The 16,290-nt window shown below is 68.5% G+C and carries 17 protein-coding genes and 2 pseudogenes; 12 read left to right on the forward strand and 7 right to left on the reverse strand.

The annotated features are described in order from the left end of the window. Positions 1-399 precede the first annotated feature (399 nt). Together ACO0M4_RS34610 and ACO0M4_RS34615 are read left to right on the forward strand one after the other, a co-directional pair. A complete protein-coding gene (locus ACO0M4_RS34610) occupies positions 400-927 on the forward strand; it encodes a hypothetical protein (RefSeq protein WP_430375038.1) in 528 nt (175 codons plus the stop codon). Then, positions 924-1,349: a hypothetical protein gene (locus tag ACO0M4_RS34615; RefSeq protein WP_430375382.1), complete on the forward strand. Its 426-nt coding sequence runs from the start codon at positions 924-926 to the stop codon at positions 1,347-1,349. The genes ACO0M4_RS34610 and ACO0M4_RS34615 overlap by 4 nt, the downstream gene beginning before the upstream one ends. Positions 1,350-1,457: 108 nt before the next feature. On the opposite strand, the pseudogene ACO0M4_RS34620 reads toward ACO0M4_RS34615, so the two are convergent. Further along, positions 1,458-1,811 (reverse strand): annotated as a pseudogene (locus tag ACO0M4_RS34620) (LysR family transcriptional regulator); the annotation flags it as partial. 81 nt (positions 1,812-1,892) lie between these two features. Here ACO0M4_RS34620 and ACO0M4_RS34625 point away from each other — a divergent pair. Both ACO0M4_RS34625 and ACO0M4_RS34630 read left to right on the forward strand, forming a co-directional pair. Then, entirely contained in the window at positions 1,893-2,387 is a 495-nt protein-coding gene (locus ACO0M4_RS34625) for a cupin domain-containing protein (RefSeq protein ID WP_430375039.1), read from the forward strand. Positions 2,388-2,562: 175 nt separating this feature from the next. Further along, positions 2,563-2,922: a DoxX family protein gene (locus tag ACO0M4_RS34630; RefSeq protein ID WP_430375040.1), complete on the forward strand. Its 360-nt coding sequence runs from the start codon at positions 2,563-2,565 to the stop codon at positions 2,920-2,922. Between the two features lie 354 nt (positions 2,923-3,276). Here ACO0M4_RS34630 and ACO0M4_RS34635 read toward each other — a convergent pair whose 3' ends face one another. Continuing rightward, positions 3,277-3,606: a hypothetical protein gene (locus ACO0M4_RS34635; RefSeq protein ID WP_430375041.1), complete on the reverse strand. Its 330-nt coding sequence runs from the start codon at positions 3,604-3,606 to the stop codon at positions 3,277-3,279. Between the two features lie 148 nt (positions 3,607-3,754). Between ACO0M4_RS34635 and ACO0M4_RS34640 the strand changes: the two genes are divergently transcribed. Continuing rightward, positions 3,755-4,291, forward strand: coding sequence for a hypothetical protein (locus tag ACO0M4_RS34640; protein ID WP_430369027.1), 537 nt, complete (start codon positions 3,755-3,757; stop codon positions 4,289-4,291). Here the strand turns inward: ACO0M4_RS34640 and ACO0M4_RS34645 are convergent. Both ACO0M4_RS34645 and ACO0M4_RS34650 read right to left on the reverse strand, forming a co-directional pair. After that, a complete protein-coding gene (locus tag ACO0M4_RS34645) occupies positions 4,248-5,039 on the reverse strand; it encodes an IS5 family transposase (protein ID WP_430369028.1) in 792 nt (263 codons plus the stop codon). The two genes, ACO0M4_RS34640 and ACO0M4_RS34645, sit on opposite strands and share 44 nt — an antisense overlap. Before the next feature lie 264 nt (positions 5,040-5,303). Then, on the reverse strand, positions 5,304-5,459 hold the full coding sequence (locus ACO0M4_RS34650; protein ID WP_430375042.1) for a hypothetical protein: 156 nt from the start codon (positions 5,457-5,459) through the stop codon (positions 5,304-5,306). 80 nt (positions 5,460-5,539) lie between these two features. Here ACO0M4_RS34650 and ACO0M4_RS34655 point away from each other — a divergent pair, with 80 nt between their 5' ends. The 4 genes and pseudogenes from ACO0M4_RS34655 to ACO0M4_RS34670 form a co-directional block, all read left to right on the forward strand. Then, entirely contained in the window at positions 5,540-6,778 is a 1,239-nt protein-coding gene (locus ACO0M4_RS34655) for an IS701 family transposase (RefSeq protein ID WP_430375043.1), read from the forward strand. A gap of 1,003 nt (positions 6,779-7,781) precedes the next feature. Beyond that, positions 7,782-8,798: a DNA-directed RNA polymerase subunit alpha gene (locus tag ACO0M4_RS34660; RefSeq protein WP_430375044.1), complete on the forward strand. Its 1,017-nt coding sequence runs from the start codon at positions 7,782-7,784 to the stop codon at positions 8,796-8,798. A gap of 43 nt (positions 8,799-8,841) precedes the next feature. Next, a complete protein-coding gene (locus ACO0M4_RS34665) occupies positions 8,842-9,114 on the forward strand; it encodes a hypothetical protein (RefSeq protein WP_430375383.1) in 273 nt (90 codons plus the stop codon). 16 nt (positions 9,115-9,130) lie between these two features. After that, positions 9,131-9,709: pseudogene (locus tag ACO0M4_RS34670) on the forward strand (NF041680 family putative transposase); the annotation flags it as partial. A gap of 277 nt (positions 9,710-9,986) precedes the next feature. On the opposite strand, the gene ACO0M4_RS34675 reads toward ACO0M4_RS34670, so the two are convergent. After that, a complete protein-coding gene (locus ACO0M4_RS34675; protein WP_430375045.1) occupies positions 9,987-10,301 on the reverse strand; it encodes an ArsR/SmtB family transcription factor in 315 nt (104 codons plus the stop codon). Between the two features lie 281 nt (positions 10,302-10,582). Between ACO0M4_RS34675 and ACO0M4_RS34680 the strand changes: the two genes are divergently transcribed. From ACO0M4_RS34680 to ACO0M4_RS34690, 3 genes are all read left to right on the forward strand, one after another. Continuing rightward, positions 10,583-11,791 (forward strand): MFS transporter, encoded by a 1,209-nt coding sequence (locus ACO0M4_RS34680; protein ID WP_430375046.1) that lies wholly within the window; start codon positions 10,583-10,585, stop codon positions 11,789-11,791. 29 nt (positions 11,792-11,820) lie between these two features. Beyond that, entirely contained in the window at positions 11,821-12,399 is a 579-nt protein-coding gene (locus tag ACO0M4_RS34685; protein WP_430375047.1) for a hypothetical protein, read from the forward strand. A gap of 179 nt (positions 12,400-12,578) precedes the next feature. After that, a complete protein-coding gene (locus tag ACO0M4_RS34690) occupies positions 12,579-13,094 on the forward strand; it encodes a DinB family protein (RefSeq protein ID WP_430375048.1) in 516 nt (171 codons plus the stop codon). Between the two features lie 1,008 nt (positions 13,095-14,102). Here the strand turns inward: ACO0M4_RS34690 and ACO0M4_RS34695 are convergent. After that, the gene (locus tag ACO0M4_RS34695; RefSeq protein WP_430375049.1) at positions 14,103-14,393 is read right to left on the reverse strand and encodes a hypothetical protein; all 291 of its coding nucleotides are present in this window, start codon (positions 14,391-14,393) and stop codon (positions 14,103-14,105) included. Between the two features lie 391 nt (positions 14,394-14,784). Beyond that, positions 14,785-16,275: a glycoside hydrolase family 43 protein gene (locus ACO0M4_RS34700; RefSeq protein ID WP_430375050.1), complete on the reverse strand. Its 1,491-nt coding sequence runs from the start codon at positions 16,273-16,275 to the stop codon at positions 14,785-14,787. Positions 16,276-16,290 lie beyond the last annotated feature (15 nt).

Genomic DNA, 16,290 nt, shown 5'->3' on the forward strand with positions numbered 1-16,290 from the left:
ACCGGGCCGGTGGGGTCGCGCTCGTGCCGTAGCGGTCCATGCAGCGGTCCGGGGCCGCCGCAACGGCCACGCCGGTCCCATCCGGAACGGGAAGCGGGCCTGCGGTCAGCACGGTCACGCCGAGCACGACGGCCGCCGCACGCAGCCAGAACCGGCTGCGTGCGCGTATCGCAAAGTGCATTGATCGGTCCCTCATGGGGGCAGAAAGTAGAGCGCCAGGGCGGTACGTGGCCTCACCGGGCGGGCGTGGTGCACGGCCCCCGTTGCTGCACTCACGCCCCAGCCCCCTGACCACCAACACCCCGCGAACAACACCAGATCCACGCCCCGCCGCGCGCCCAACACCGCACCTACACAACCCACTTGGGGTCCAGGGCCCGGCCCGTAGGGTTAGGGACCATGACAACGGACCATGGCCGCGACGGCGGCGACAGCGATCTCCTGGCCCTCTGGCTGATGCGCCGGGACGTCGAAGTCGGCAAGCTCCAGGCCGCCGACGGTCCCGCGCTGCCCGACGGTTTCCTCTTCGACTACAGCCCCGCGAGTCTTCCCGTTCTGGAAGACGCCGCCCTGGCCTACCAGGCGCAGACGGCGGCCGAAGGCCACGGATCCAGGATCGCCTTCTACACCCTGGCTCTGGCCGCCTACCTGGGCGAGACGATCCTGCACACGGCCGGAGGCCACTGGGACTGGGAGGGCAGCGAAGAAGACGGCACTCCCCTCGTCCTGGTCGACCCGGTCCTGAAAGCCGGACCCGTACGGCTGCGCGACATCGTCGAGAGGGCCCTCACCGAAGCCACCGGCGGCGTGTTCGCCGAAGAGCACGGCTGGATGCAGATCGCCGCCGACGCCCAGCACCAGAGTGACCCCGCCTGGCGGCCGGTACAGGCCGAAGGCGGCACACACCAGGCCGGACCGCAGCGGTGACCGAACCCGAACTCCCCGAACGTCCCGAATTCCAACTGCGCGCAGGAGCCGACCTCCTCAACCACGCGCTCGGCCGCGCCGGTCGCGCGGTCGTCTTCCAGCGGATCTTCGACGACGCCGGGATCACCGATGACGACATCGCCTACTTCCGCGTCCATCCCTCGCGGTGTGTTCTGGAGCTACGGCTGAAGGTTGCGATGCGCCGGCGCATCATGCAGCTGGTCAGACAGGAGCCATTATCGGAGCGCAGGCGCGAACCCCTCGGGACGCTGCCCCACAGGACGAGGGGGCGGTCCGCACGCGATCTTGAGCCGGGACACGGCGGGTACGTGAATGCTGCCGGCGACTTCGTGGCCGAGGGGGATTTCGATGCGTTCGCAGGGCTCGATGGGGATGAGGATCCGGGCCTGTGGGCTGATTGAGGAGGGTGGCGGTTCGGGGTGGGGCGGTGTCGGGCCGGGGTTGGCGGATACGGCTCGTACCCCTGAAACGGAACGGCATAAAAGGGTCATATCTAGCGAATCGTGGTGGACTCCGGGGTGATTTCGGCGGTAGGCCGCGGCCAGCCTGGCCACTCCCGGTTCGGTGCCGTCGCCCAAGATGCCGACGGTGATAGTCGCGACGCCGGCTGCTGCGCTCACGCGTACCCGGACGCGGTCGGCGTGGTCGAGTAGGGCTCGCGCCTCGTCGAGCAGCACCGCGCCCACCGGAGTGAGCGTGACGCCGGTGGTCGAGCGGGCGAAGAGCAGAGCCCCGACCTCGGCTTCCAACTGCTTGATCGCCCGGCTCAGCGGCGGCTGGCTCATATGCAGTCGGGTGGCGGCCCGGCCGAAGTGGAGTTCCTCGGCGACCGCCACGAAGTAGCGCAAGGTTTGTAGCTCCACGCTGCACCGATACCCATGAGGTATCGGCTCTGCTGAATGGGTCTTGGACACCGGCGAGGTCCCGGCGGTGCACTCGTGAACATGACCGAAAAAGCGAAGACCAGCGAGCCGCAGGCCGACCCCGCCGTATCAGTGGTGGGTCCCCGCGACGGCGAGACGATCGTTCTGGGCACCACGCGCATGCGCATTCTGGAGGACGGCAGCCACACCGGGCACCGCCTCGCGATCGCCGAGTCCGTCCTCGCCCCGCACACGCAGGGTCCGCCGCAGCACCGCCATGGCCAACACGACGAGGGCTTCTACGTCCTCTCCGGCACCGTGCGGTTCACCGTCGGGGACGAGGACTACGACGCCACCGCGGGGACGCTCGTCATCGTTCCGCCCGGCACCCCGCACACCTTCGCCAACCTGACCGACCAACCCGCCGTCATGCTCAGCACATTCACCCCCGACCTGTACGTGCAGTACTTCCGAGACCTTCAGGAGGTGCTCGCGTCCGGCCAGTCGCTGACGCCACAGGCCAACATCGACGCGATGAGCCGCTACGCGACCGAGCCTGCCACCGACCTCGTCTGAAGCCGACGGCACAGCCCGCCCGGCCACCCTCTTTTCGACCGGCAGGCGGTAGCGCTGCCGCCTTTCGGCGCCCGTCCGGGTCCCTCGGACGACGGGCCGGGCCTTCACCAGCGCTCTTCTGGCAAGCGACGCAATCGACGGGTCCCCGTGAACCGGTGGCCCATGAACGGGAACCATGAACATCGCCTATTGGATCGTCGCGGGACTACTCGCGCTCCTCTACTTCTACGCAGGCACGCTGAAGGTGATCCGCAGCCGCGATCAACTCCGACCGATGATGGCCTGGGTCGACCGCATACCCTTGCCGGCCCTCAGGGCGCTGGGGACGGTCGAAATACTCGGCGCGACCGGCCTGATCCTCCCGCCGCTGACCGGCATCGCTCCCTCGCTGGCGCCGGCCGCGGCCATCGGCTTCGTACTCCTGCAGACCGGCGCGATCACCGTCCACCTGACTGGCGAGGACCGCCGGATCGCACTCAACGCCGGGCTCACCGTTACCGCGGCCGTGACCATCTGGCTGGCCACCAGGCCGTGATCGTGGATCAGTCCTCGACCGGCGGAGGCGACTGCTGGGCCGGCCGCCTCACGGCCGCTGTCACTTCTCATGAACATCGAACACGCCGCCGTCCACGCGCTGCTAGGTGCGATGAACATCTGCTGTCGCAACTCGTGGACAGAGCCAGCCGGCCGACCGCCTGTAGCTGGGCGCGTATGGAACTGGCGTACAGCAGCGGATCGACGTCGGCTTGGTGGACGAATCCGGACGCGTCGAGCACCCACTTCGTGGGCAGCGGCAGTGCCGCGCTGTCTCGGCAGGCCGCACCCTCCACCTAGTGGAGAGCGCGGATGAGAGCACCGTGCAGCCACCGGTAAGAGCGCGCAGCAGCGACTACAGCTTTCGGAAGAGCGTCTCGCAGTACCCGAGGGGAACTGTCGCCTGGTACGGATCGCCTTCCGCCGCGTACTCAGCTGCCATACGCAGCATCATCGTGATGCTGTTCAGCGTCTCGCCCTCGCCGCCGGCTGCCGCCAGGCGTTCGGAGAGGACGCGGTGCGCCTGGTCCAGGACCTCGGGCCACCCGCCGGAGCACGTCGCCGGATCCACCCCGGTCACCGACGTGAGCCACAGGTCAGCATGCGACTGGAGGACTTGCTCAGTGGTCCGGTAGTCCAGTACGCCCCCGCACGACAGCGTCAGCGGGTCCGCGGTGTCGGCCACGGCCCCGGGCCAGTCCGGTAGGTTTCGGAGTGCTCAGAAGCTGTTGTCTTTTCGCGCTTGAGGACGGCGTTTTCGCTGGTCGGGCATAGCAGTGGCGGTCCGGTGGGAGTGGTGGCGTGTCGTGTCATTGCTCCTTGGGAGGTTGTGGATGCCGTCGGTCGTCGGACTGCTGGAACAGCAAGAGGCCGCCGCTCGCCGTCGAGTCGACGGGCTGCGTGAGGAGGCCGACCGCATCCAGGCCGAACTCGCCGCGGCCGAAGTGGAATGGCAGGAGTGGGTGATCGCCCGCAGGCGGGTCGATACGGTGCTGGCTCCGGATGGCGGCAGCATCGCCGGCATGGAGGTCACCCCGGATCCACAGAATGCGGACGCGCCGCCGACGCCCCGGGATGCGGCGAAGGCAAAGTCGCAGGTGCCGGTGTGGCACCAAGGGCTGGCCTGGTCGGCGCTGTCCGTGGACTACCAGCGCATCCTGCAGACTCTCACGGACCGGCACCGGCTCGGCCAAGGGCCGCTGACCTGCCAGGAGATGACCCAAGCGTTCGGCATGGACGTGGTGCCGGCGCGGGTGGAGGCACTACGGTCGAAGGCGAAACGCCTGGTCGCGCGCGGCTGGCTGGCCGAGCCGGCGCCGGGCCGCTTCACCCTCGCGCAGGGCGTGGCCTCGCCAGGCGACGGGTCATGAGCAGGATCATCGACCAGTAGACCATCGCCTCGGCGCTGGTGGTGCGCCGCTCGAAGTCGCGCACCAGGCGGCGGGTGCGCATCAGGTGGGCGAAGAGGCGCTCGACGATCCACCGCTTGGGCAACACCACGAAGCCACGCATGTCATCGCTGCGCTTGACGATCGCCAGCACCAGGGCCAGCGCGGCCAGGCAGTACTCGACGAGGCTGCCGGTGTAGCCGCCGTCAGCCCAGACCAGGGCCAGCCGGTGGTGCGCGGCGGTCACCTGCTCAAGCAGCACCTGGGCGGCGGCGCGGTCGCCGGTGTCCGCGGCGGTGACCATCACGCCGAGCACAAGCCCGAGCGTGTCGACCACGACGTGCCGCTTGCGCCCGTTGATCAGCTTCCCGCCGTCAAAGCCGCGACTGTCCGAGCCGACGACAGCGTCCGCCTTGACCGACTGCGAGTCGATCACCCCGGCGGTCGGCTCGGCATCCCGGCCCAATGTCTCGCGCAGGCGATCCCGCAGCCGGTCGTGGAACTCCGTGACCAGCACGTGGTCGCGCCAGCGACGGAAGAACGCATACACACGGTCCCACGGCGGGAAGTCGGCCGGCATCGCGCGCCACTTGATGCCGTTGTCCACGAGATAGCGAACCGCGTCCAGCATCGTCCTATGACAGTACGCCTCTGGCCGACCGCCCCGGCCACGCATCCAGCCCGGCACCGGCAGCAGTGGCCGGATGGCCGCCCACTCCGCGTCCGTCATGTCCGTCGGATACCGGCGCCGCCGCTCGGATCGGTCAGCCGCGTTGCCGTACACGTGCGCGAGGCAATCACACGACAGAGCAGCCGAGTTGGACTGCCCGGCCAACGACACGGAAGACTGCGGCACCGGGGCCTCCTGATGCTCTATGGATTCGACACCCACGAGCTGTTCAGGAGGCCCTACCTTCATGCTCTCGCCACGGCAGGATCACCCAACCGGGAACCCGAGTTCGACCAGCACTGCTCAAGATCGAAAAGACAACAGCTACTCAGTGCACAGGAACAGGAGCCAGTCCGGCGCCTGGCCGGGCTCTGCGGCAGGGCCCTGCCGCAGCACGGTAGCTGTGCCCTTGCAGGGGATCGGGTGACGCAGGGCGGTGAGCTGCCGGCCGGCGTTGAGCTGGGTGAGTGTGGTCGGCACGCGGGCTCCTTGGGCAGCTAGTACTCCAGCAGCGGTTCGTGTCCTGAGCTGTAGTTCATCGTTGACTGGGCATGGTGGGGATGACGGATGGTGCGGCCTGGGCCGCTGAGTTGGAGTCGGTGTTTGCTCGGGTGGCGGGTCGGTTCGCTCGGGCGGATCTGCGGTGGCGGATGCGGGACTACCTGCGTGGACTGCTGGCTCCGGTGGCCCGCAAGAACGGCTGGCAGCTGGCTGAATACGCAGGTCACCGTAGCCCGGACGGATTCCAGCGGCTTTTGAACTCGAGCGTCTGGGACGCGGATGAGATCCGTGACGATGTGCGGGACTACGTTGCCGGGAAGCTCGGCCCCGGCGGTGTGCTCATCCTCGACGACACCGGATTCATCAAGAAAGGCACCACGTCCGCGGGCGTGGGACGGCAATACACCGGCACATCCGGAAAGATCGACAACTGCCAGATCGGAGTCTTCGCCGCCTACGCCACCGAGCATGGACGGGCCTTGGTGGACCGGGAGTTGTATCTCCCCAAAGCCTGGACGAGTGACCGGGAACGCTGCCGGGCGGCGAAGATCCCTGACGAGAGAGGGTTCGCAACCAAGGGCGAGCTTGCGAAGTCGATCGTGATCCGTACCTTGGCAGCGGGCCTGCCTGCCCAGTGGGTAACGGCGGACGAGGCCTACGGCCAGGAGTGGAAGTTCCGGCGCTTACTTGAGGAACTCGGTGTCGGCTATGTGGTCGCGGTGCCCAAGTCGCAGCAGGTCAAGTCCCTGGCGGGCTCCTGGAGGATCGACGAGCTCATCAGGCAGGCTCCGGAGGATGCCTGGCAGCGGCTCTCCTGCGGCAACGGTGCAAAAGGCCCGCGCCGTTACGACTGGGCGAGTGCCAGACTTCCGGCCATCAGCTTCTTCGACGGTGATGAGCCCACCCATCACCGCTGGGTCCTGGCCCGCCGAAGCCTGACCCGCCCGGACGAGATCGCCTACTACTTCGCCTACGCCCCAGTCGTCTGCACTGTCGCTGATCTGGCCCGGGTCGCCGGTATGCGTTGGACGATCGAGGAGTGCTTCCAGGCCGCGAAGAACGAATGCGGCCTGGACGAGTACGAAGTCCGCCGCTACGTGGGCTGGTACCGCCACGTCACCCTGGCCATGCTCGCCCACGCCTTTCTCGCCGGCCTCGCCGCCGACGCCTCAAAAGGGGCTGCAGAAACGACCTCACCAGCAGAACCATCCCACTCACCGTGGCGGAGATCCGCCGGCTCCTGGAACATCTCCTGCCCCACCGAACACCACACCGCCATCCACGAGATCACGCACTGACCTGGTCCCACTGGCGCAGACACCGCCAGGCAACCGCCCAACACTGCCACTACAAAAGAAGAAGCAGCCCAGGACACGAACCGCTGCTGGAGTACTAGGCCGTTTCTGATGGCTCTTGGCAGTCAGGGTGCCGTTGAAGATGTAGTCACGTTTGTCGTACCTGCTGGCGACAGCGCGATGCTGTTTCCATTTGCTGACGCATCGCTCGACGGCACTGCGGTGGCGTCAGCGGCGGTGCCGTTCACTGTGCGGTGATCGGCCCACTGCCCTCCGGGCTTGCCGTTGGCGGGCAGTAAAGCCTCGATCTTCTGCCACTGCGCATCCGTGAGCTCATGTCGCCGCACCAAACGACGCACCTGCCCAGCCGGAGCACCGATCCACCACCCCAGCAAGAGCCGTCAGAACGCCCTAGCGGGAGCACTTTGATGGTCCGCGGTGACAGCAGCCGATGAGTCCGTTGTTCCGTTGTGGTGGCCCACGGGTGCGTAGGCATGTGGGCCGCCTGCGCGCCCTTGCCCGCGGCTGGGACGTGTGGGTGTCGGGTGGGGATGGCCTACTGGCCTACAGGTGGTGGAAGGGGGTGGTGCTGTAGGCCGCGGCCGGTCCTGCTGCGGTTCGTCGTCCACCTCGCACGCCGTGTCTGCCCTCCCGGCCGCGCCCCCGCCGGTCGTGCGTTGTCGTGGCCGGGCCGGCTTGCGGCCTGTGCCCTCACGCTCCGAGCCTGGCCCCACGTCAAGCAGCCGCTCTTGGTGGTCGTCGTTGTTCTGGCCTCCGCCTCCCTCCGACCCGCATTGGACAGGGGCGGCCGAGACGCTGCCAGAAGGGGATGGTCAAGCGCTGATCAGCTCGGCCAACCCTCACCTGCTGATCACCTGCTGATCCCCTGCGCGAGGCATACCGCCGGTGGCCCGCATCGCCCCTACCCTTGGCCCTACCGACATCGGACTGCCGTCCGATGGGCCGGCATCAAATAGCGGGTGCCGAAGACTGGAGGCAACACCTGATGTTGATCGCTCAGCGTCCCTCTCTCACCGAAGAGATCGTGGAGGAGTGCCGTTCCCGGTTCGTGATCGAGCCGTTGGAGCCGGGCTTCGGCTACACCCTCGGCAACTCCCTGCGCCGGACCCTGCTCTCCTCGATCCCGGGTGCGGCGGTCACGTCCATCCGTATCGACGGTGTGCTGCACGAGTTCACCACCGTGCCGGGCGTCAAGGAAGACGTCACCGACCTGATCCTCAACATCAAGCAGCTGGTCGTCTCCTCGGAGCACGACGAGCCGGTCGTGATGTACCTGCGCAAGCAGGGCCCGGGTCTGATCACCGCCGCCGACATCGCGCCGCCGGCCGGCGTCGAGGTGCACAACCCCGACCTGGCGCTGGCCACGGTGAACGGCAAGGGCAGGCTGGAGATGGAGCTGACCGTCGAGCGCGGTCGCGGCTACGTCTCCGCCGTGCAGAACAAGCAGGTCGGCCAGGAGATCGGCCGGATCCCGGTCGACTCGATCTACTCGCCGGTCCTCAAGGTCACCTACAAGGTCGAGGCGACCCGTGTCGAGCAGCGCACCGACTTCGACAAGCTGATCGTCGACGTCGAGACCAAGCAGGCGATGCGCCCGCGCGACGCGATGGCCTCGGCCGGTAAGACCCTGGTGGAGCTGTTCGGCCTCGCCCGCGAGCTGAATGCCGAAGCCGAGGGCATCGAGATGGGCCCGTCCCCGACGGACTCCGCGCTGGCGGCCGACCTGGCGCTGCCGATCGAGGAGCTGGAGCTCACGGTCCGCTCCTACAACTGCCTCAAGCGCGAGGGCGTCCACTCCGTGGGTGAGCTCGTGGCGCGCAGCGAGGCGGACCTGCTCGACATCCGCAACTTCGGTGCGAAGTCGATCGACGAGGTCAAGGCGAAGCTGGCCGGCATGGGCCTTACGTTCAGGGACAGCCCGCCCGGATTCGACCCGACCGCTGCCGCCGACGCCTTCGACGCAGGCAACGACACGGGCTTCGCCGAAACCGAGGAGTACTGAACCGCTCCGGCGGCATCGTCCCGCGGCTCATTCTCGGAAGGCCGTGATCAGCGTCCCGCTGTCGCACCGGCCGCAGGTGATGCTGCCGCCGGTGCGTGGAGAGGACACCGACCGTGGTAGCGCCCCGTCAGGACCCGACGCGATCGCCTACATCTACAGCTACGTCGACGTCTACGACGATTGGGGCCCACGGCACGCGCATGAGGAAGCGGCTGTGGCCGAGGCGGCATGTCGTGCAGGAGCTGAAGCTGCTGACTGGGATCGATGGCCGGTGCTGCGCCTGCCCCGGCGGCGGATGCAGAACCAGGCGGCGTAACGGCACTGACGGTTCGAGGTCGGCGCAGTTGGGCACCCTCCCCGTCATCGAAGGGACCGTGATCCATCTGCGGGTCGACCGCCTGCCCAGCGGCGCCACCCCGAAACCGGTATGGCTGTGGTGGTCAGGCACCGACGCCACCACCGCCCAGGTCGACCTGCTCTGGCAGGCATTCCTGAGGCGCTTCGACATCGAGCACACCTTCCGGTTTTTCAAGCAGACCCTGGGTTGGACCTGCCCGAAGATCCGCACTCCTGAATCCGCAGACCGGTGGACCTGGTTGATCCTCGCGGTCTATGCCCAACTCCGTCTCGCTCGGCCATTGGCGGCCGATCTGCGTCGGCCTTGGGAGAGGCCCAGTGAGCCGCACAGGCTGACCCCCGCTCGCGTCCGCCGCGACTTTCGGCACCTGCGTCCCAAGGCCGCCTGCCCAGCCAGAGCACCGAAATTCACCAGCCCCGGCCCCGGACGGCCACCAGGCCGGAAGAACACCCGCCCCACCCCACGCCACGACGTCCACACAGTCCGCAAAACAGGCACAAACAAACCCCGGGCGAAGAAGCCAACGACCCCTCGACCACACCGCAAAGGTTAAAGATCAAGCTAAAGGCTGTCCCGTAATGCCTGTCAGGGCAGAAGGTGCAGGTCTGCTGTCCTCTCAGGTCTGCGAGGACAGCAGCATGGTCGAATAGCCAGACGCCGTGAACGGGCAACGGAGCTCCTTACGGGACAAGCCGTCTTGGACGGCTGCCTGTACCAACGAGCTCCGTTGCTCCACACCGGCAACCCGTCAACACCCCTTGCGTGACCTGCGCGAACGTCGACTATCCGGCCTTGGGGTGCTCCCACCTGCACCCCCTCACGAGGGTGGGTCAGGTCGGGTCGACGTTGTCCAGGACCGCGCGTAGCAGGCCGGGGAAACGGGCCTCGAACTCGTCGGCGCGCAACCGGGCGCTCTGCTGCTGGCCTTGGTGGGTGCGTAGGAGGATCCCGCACTCGCGCAGTACGCGGAAGTGGTGCGAGGCGTTCGACTTGCTGATGCCCAGGGCGTTGTAGATGTCGGAGCATTCGGTCTCGCCCTGGCGGGCGAGCAGCCCGACGATCCGGAGTCTGAGCGGATCGCTCAGACCGTGCATCGCGTCGGCAAGGCTGACGTTGGCCAGCTCGGCGTGGAAGGTGTCTCGCATGGTGGTCGGCCTTCTTCGACCTCCTGGCGAGGTCGTGTGGTGACGGGCGCGGATGCTGTCGGGTGTATGCCGGAGCGTGCGCGGCGGGCGGGCGGACTTCAAGGTAACCATGTCCATCACCTTTGCTGTCATGGGCCCGCGACCTGCACGGCGGTGCGCGGACCTTGACCGCACGCGCAGTTCAGCCCTTCCGCCCACTCGCTCAACAGCCTTTGGCGTGCGCGATGTTGGGATCGCCTGAGCCGTATCCAAAGGTTCAAGAACTGTTGTACCGTTGGCTCGTGAATCCACGAATCTACCTCTTGGCCCTCGGTACGTTCACAGTAGGAACCGAAGGGTATGTGATCGCCGGTGTGCTGCCGGACGTCGCGCACGACCTGCATTCGACGGTCTCCGTGTGCGGGCAGATGGTCACGGTCTTCGCAGTCGTGTACGCCCTGGCCGGGCCGCCGTTAATCGGGCTGTTCCAGAACGTGCGGCCCAAACGGCTGCTCATCTGGGCCGCGTTGGGATTCGCCGCAGCCAATCTGGCAGCCGCGGCCTCGCCCGATGTCGCGACCCTGGCCGGAGCGCGGGTCCTGGCCGCGCTGGGTGCCGCGCTGTTCGCCGCCCCGGCGGCCGCGGCGGCCGCCGCCCTGTGCCCGCCCGAGGAGCTGCCTCGGGCGATCGCCGTGACGGCCGGCGGAAACGCGATCGCCCTCACCCTGGGCGCTCCGATCGGCACCCTCGTGGGCGCGGCCTTCGGCTGGCGGGCCGCGTTCGGCTTCGTCACCGCTCTCGCGCTGATCACGGCGGTCGCCGTGTGGGCCTGGCTCCCCGAGGTCCCCACCTCCACGGCCGCCACCGCCGGACGGCTCAACCTCCTGCGCCAAACCCCCATCAGATGGGGCCTGTTGACCACGCTCGGGCTCTTTCTGGCCGCGTACACCGTGTATACGTACCTCTCGCCCGTGGTGCACAGGGCGACCGGCCTCGGCAGTGACGGCGTGGCCGCCCTGATGATCGCCTTCGGTGCGGGCGGATTCCTCGCGGGGCGGCTGATCGGCCGGGTGCTCGCCCGGCATCCGATCGCGACCGTGCTGCGCGCCGCGCTGCTCCTGATCACCCTGCTCCTCGCGGTTCTGACCCTCATGACGTATGTGCACGTGCCCGCCGTGTCCAGGGTCGTCTCCTTCCCGCTGCTCTTCGCCGTCGGCGCGGCCTGGTGGTCGGGCGGCATCAGCCAGCAGACGCGGCTCGCGGGACTCGCGCCGCAGCAGCGGTCCCAGGCCCTGGGCCTGCACTTCTCCGCCCAGTTCCTGGGGGTCGCGATCGGCGGTGCGGTGGGCGGCCTCGCGCTCTCGGCGGCCGGGGAGGGGACGGTGCCCGTGGTCGGCGGTGTCATCGCGCTGGCCACCGTCCTCAGCGTCCGCCATGTCCTCCCGGGCGCGCGCAAGGACGAGGCCCCGGCCGGGGAGCGGGCGCCGTCCGGCGACTCCGCGTGCGTGTGATCCCTGAAGAGCAGGACCATGGAGGAACGATGGAAGCCCCTCGACGTGACTGGCTGTTCGGCGCCGGTGCCACACCTACGGAGAAGCTCCTGGCCCACGGGACGGCAGCGCTCGGCACGCTGGCCCTGGGCGTGGCCAACCGCCATGCGGGCTGGGCCTGGTGGCAGTGGCTGCTCGCCGTTTCCCTGGTGTGGGACCTGGTCGGGGGAGTGGTGGCCAACGGGCTCGACACCGCGAAGAGCTTCTACCACTCGCCGCTGCCCGCGGGCACCCCGAAGCACATCCGCTTCGTCCACCACCCGGTGGGATTCACCGGGCTCCACATCCAGCCGGTCCTCGTCGGCTTCCTCTTCCCGGGCGGCAGTTGGTGGTGGGGAATGCTCTGGTACGGCTGGGCCCTCGCCGGAGCCGTCGCCGTCGAGGCCGCGCCCCAACGGCTGCAGCGGCCGATCGCCCTGGCCATCGTCGTGGCCGGCGCGATGGTCTCTCCGCTCCTGTCCGGCCCGGACGGTCTGAACTGGCTCCCCGTCGTGCTCCTGCTCAAGTTGGTCCTGGCGCATGGAGTACCGGAGGGGAAGGGGGACCCGCAACGCGCGATGGCGGCTTGAATGACGAAAGCCGGGCTTCACCGAGCGGGACGGAAGTCCCCCTCCAGCAAGGGGTGTTCGGACACGATCCCGGAGCCGGTGTCCGAACACCGGAGCCATTGCCAAGGCGGTTGGTCAATCGCGGAAGAGCCCATAAATCCAAGTGTCCTTTCCCGACCGCCCCGGTAGCGTGCGCCGGCATGACATCGGAACTGGAACGCCCCCCGCTCCAAGCGGACGAACGCACCGCGCTCATCGGCTGGCTGGACCTGCAGCGGCAGATCCTGCGCTGGAAATGCGAGGGGCTGAGCGACGAGGACGCGCACCGCCCGGTCATCCCGACCTCACCGGTCATGACGATGGCCGGTCTCATCTCCCACATGCGCTGGACCGAGCACCTGTGGCTGGAAGTGCTGTTCCTCGGCGGCGACGAGAAGCAGCACCCGTTGTTCGACGAGTCGAGCGAGGATGCCGACTGGCACACCGACGGCCGCCCCCTCGCCGAGCTCCTAGCGGAGTACGAGGCCCAGTGCGCCCGCAGCAACGAGATCGTCGCCGCGGCCTCCCTGGACGACGTCGGCCGACACCCTGACTTCCGCTCCGGCAGTGCCAACCTCCGCTGGATGCTGATCCACCTCGTCGAGGAGACAGGGCGGCACGCGGGGCACGCGGACATCGTCCGGGAGTTGCTCGACGGCACGAAGGGCTATTACTAGCGCGGCTCCGAGTAGCGGTCCCTTGCCTCAGGAGCCAGGCCAACACGCCTCGTGACCAATCGCGGGAGAGCCCGTAAGAGTTGTCCTGTAACTGATGGTTATGAGTGAGGTGACTGAGCGCCTCGGGAGTTGGCGGGTCGTGCACTGAGTCCCTTGGCGTGGCGGGGCTGCACTCGTCGTGTGGGTGGTACTCAACACCGTCACGGTCGGTATGGCCGCGATCGGGATCGCGTTGGCGCTTGCTCTGGTGCGGCCGTGGGGGATGCGGATACCGGGGGCGCTGGTCGCGTTCTGCGCGTGGGTGGGGTCGGGGCTCCTCGCCTCGATACTGCCGTTCGGCGTGCTCGGTGCACTCCTGGATGGGGGCGGCGGCTCACAGGGCGGCAGCGAGGATCCGGCCATGCCGGTCTGGGAAGGCGTACTGGTCCAGTTCAGCTTTCTGGGGATGGGGCTGGGGCTGGCCCTCGTGGTCCCCGCGTGTCTGAGGCGCCGCTGGCCAGAAGCGTTCACTGGGCGAGTCGGCGACGGCCCGCGCACGGCGCCGCCATGGGCGGCTGCCGTCGGTGCGGCGGTCGGGCTGGTCTGGCTCTACTGGGCGGTCGGCGGCACGATGGGAATCGCGCACCCGGCCGAGCGGGTCACCGACTGGTACGTGCTGGGAGCTGTCTCCGGTTTCTGGGCGCTCGCCGGATCCGCCGCCGTCAGGGTGGTCGCCCGGGCGCGACCTGCCCGGTTGCCCCGCTGGCTGCCTCTGGTGTTCGGTTGGGTCGGGTCGGGCTCGCTGTTCGCGTGGACCCGCCTCGGCCATAGGCCCCGGCCAGGCACGCCTCCCCGACCGCATCCCCCTAACGTGAGCGACCGCTTCTCTCGCTCGTTCCTCGACTCCACGGGACAGGCGATCGTCGTCGAGAACGCGACTCCGCCGCCTGACGCCCGTGCCGGCCGTCGGCCGCAACATCCCGGCCCCCGTACGAGACGGGTGCCGGGAAGGAATAGCTTGCGAGAACCTCACAGGCCGCCGACGCCGACGCCTTCGTTTCCGTTGGAGCCGATGCCGCCGACGCCGACGGTGCCTCGGGCATCGACGCCGCCGACACCGACGCCGACGTCACGGCCGCCGTCGCCGACACCGCCGACGCCGACGCCTTCGTGGCCTCCGTGGCCGTCGTGGTCACTCTTCGCTTGTTGGGTGACGGCCGCACGGGCCGGTGACTGGTCGGGCGCGGCACTGGCTATACCGGTGCTCAAGAGACCGGTGAAGGCGGTGGCGGCCAGTACCGTAGCAATCGAACGGAACATGATTCAGACCCTTTCGCTTCCCCCCGTCTTGTCCCGCCCATCCTCACCACGGCCGGACGGTTTCGCCGGTCGGCGTGGGCCATCGCAGTGACGTCGCCCGGTGTCGGTTCCAGCCCAAAGCCTCTCCGCGCTGCCCTGTGTGGGGCATGCTCGGCCAACGCTCCTGGCCACCTGTCGCGGTGCGAAACCCGCAGGGAGTGCGACTGTGGCCGTACGTGGCCTGGACCGGCGCGATCGACTGTGGAGCCGGGACCGTGACTGGGGCCGGGGCCGGGACCGGGACTGGGCGCGGCTCCACCGCGTCCTCTCTGATGAACGCGGCGCAGGCCCGCAGCGGCATCCGGCGCCCAACCACCCAACGCGCCACGGCAGTCAGGCCGTCGGCGCGGTCTCAGTCGGTGTAGACCTCGGCCCGGTCCACGCTCACGAAGGACGCGGTGGACAGTGGGCTGTGTTCCCCGGTGACCCGAACGCGCAGGGTGTGCCTGCCGGAGGGCAGCCGCAGGCTGAGGTACTGGAGCGTCTCGCCCGTCCGGGGCGCGCCGTAGAAGTCGACGCGCTGTTCGGAGCCTCCGTCGACGCTGATGGCCGCGATGCCGTTGCCGGTGTCCTGTACGGACAGCAGCGCGATGCGGGTGCCGGTGAAGGCGAAGGTCGCGGTGTTGCCCGCCCGGTCGCTCCAGTGGTCGTCGCCCCAGAAGCACTGGGTCGCGCATCCCGTCCCCGAGTTCCAGGCACCCTGGTAGGAGACCTTGCCGGCTCCACTGGAACGGCCGTTGTCATTGATCCAGTAATTGCCGTTGCCCGGGTCACCGGCAGGCAGGTCCTGCGTCGCGCCCAGGGCGAACGGCCGGCCCAGGTCCGGGCTGCCGTCCGCGTGCCAGCCGATCGGCTGGGCCCGGGTCGTACGGTTGCTGTAGGTGTAACCCGCGGTCGTCTTGGCGTGGTAGACGATCCAGTCCTGGGTGCCGTCGGGTGACCGGAAGAAGGCGTGGTGGCCAGGGCCGTAGACCCCCTTGGCGTCATCGCGGCCGAAGACCGGGCCGGGGTGCTGCTGCCAGTTGCCGGGCGTCAGGGGATCGACGTTGTCCGGCAGGGACAGCATCCACAGCTGGTAGTCGGGCTTGCCGGTGTCGCAGGTCGAATACGTCAGCCAGGTACGGCCGTTGCGGTTGAGGAACTCGGGGCCCTCACGGACCTCCGGGCAGCCCCCGTCGGCCTTGAGGGCCACCGCGTCTCCGGAGACGGTGTACGGGTTCGACATCGGGGCGATGTTCAGACCGTTGTGCTGGTAGGGGTTGAGCCCCGAATACGCCAGGTAGAGCTTGCCGTTGTGCTGGAAGACGCTGGGGTCGATGGCGAAGTCGTTCGCGTGGTTGGGCGGAGTCAGCTTCGCCTTGAAGTGGTACGGCCCGGCCGGGTCACCGGCGTCCGACTCCAGGACGTACAGCCGGTGATGGTCGTCCACACCGTCGTCGGCCGTGTAGTACATGTACCAGCGGTCTCCGAAACGGTAGAACTCGGCCGCCCAGACGTGCTGGTTACGTGCGGGGTCGGTGTCCCGCCACACGGTCACCGGGTCCGCGTCGAGCAGCGTGCCGAGCGAGCGTGAGCTCCACATCTTGATGCTGTCGTCCTGGGTGGTGGTGAGGTGGTAAGCCCCGTTCCCATACGTGATGAAGGGGTCCGGCCCCGTGTTCAGCGGATTCCGGAACGTCCCCGCGGCCTTGACCGCCGGTATCTGCCCCTGCCCCGCTCTCGCCGCCACTCCCTGCTGCGGCTGCGGCTGCGGTTTGCCCGCCTGGTCCTGTGCGGCGCAGACCAGGCCGATGAGCAGGGTGAGTAAGGCTGCCAGCAAGGCGATCTTGGGCTGACGAGGCATCGGTGACGCTCCTTC

The organism is Streptomyces sp. RGM 3693 (genome assembly GCF_050471125.1).
GTDB lineage: Bacteria > Actinomycetota > Actinomycetes > Streptomycetales > Streptomycetaceae > Streptomyces.

Coding starts and splice junctions, on each gene's coding strand:
- ACO0M4_RS34685 (WP_430375047.1), top strand. CDS start 11,821: ATGGAAGCCCCTCGACGTGACTGGCTGTTCGGCGCCGGTGCCACACCT.
- ACO0M4_RS34630 (WP_430375040.1), top strand. CDS start 2,563: ATGAACATCGCCTATTGGATCGTCGCGGGACTACTCGCGCTCCTCTAC.
- ACO0M4_RS34660 (WP_430375044.1), top strand. CDS start 7,782: ATGTTGATCGCTCAGCGTCCCTCTCTCACCGAAGAGATCGTGGAGGAG.
- ACO0M4_RS34690 (WP_430375048.1), top strand. CDS start 12,579: ATGACATCGGAACTGGAACGCCCCCCGCTCCAAGCGGACGAACGCACC.
- ACO0M4_RS34610 (WP_430375038.1), top strand. CDS start 400: ATGACAACGGACCATGGCCGCGACGGCGGCGACAGCGATCTCCTGGCC.
- ACO0M4_RS34640 (WP_430369027.1), top strand. CDS start 3,755: ATGCCGTCGGTCGTCGGACTGCTGGAACAGCAAGAGGCCGCCGCTCGC.
- ACO0M4_RS34655 (WP_430375043.1), top strand. CDS start 5,540: ATGACGGATGGTGCGGCCTGGGCCGCTGAGTTGGAGTCGGTGTTTGCT.
- ACO0M4_RS34645 (WP_430369028.1), bottom strand. CDS start 5,039: ATGACGGACGCGGAGTGGGCGGCCATCCGGCCACTGCTGCCGGTGCCG.
- ACO0M4_RS34700 (WP_430375050.1), bottom strand. CDS start 16,275: ATGCCTCGTCAGCCCAAGATCGCCTTGCTGGCAGCCTTACTCACCCTG.
- ACO0M4_RS34695 (WP_430375049.1), bottom strand. CDS start 14,393: ATGTTCCGTTCGATTGCTACGGTACTGGCCGCCACCGCCTTCACCGGT.
- ACO0M4_RS34675 (WP_430375045.1), bottom strand. CDS start 10,301: ATGCGAGACACCTTCCACGCCGAGCTGGCCAACGTCAGCCTTGCCGAC.
- ACO0M4_RS34625 (WP_430375039.1), top strand. CDS start 1,893: ATGACCGAAAAAGCGAAGACCAGCGAGCCGCAGGCCGACCCCGCCGTA.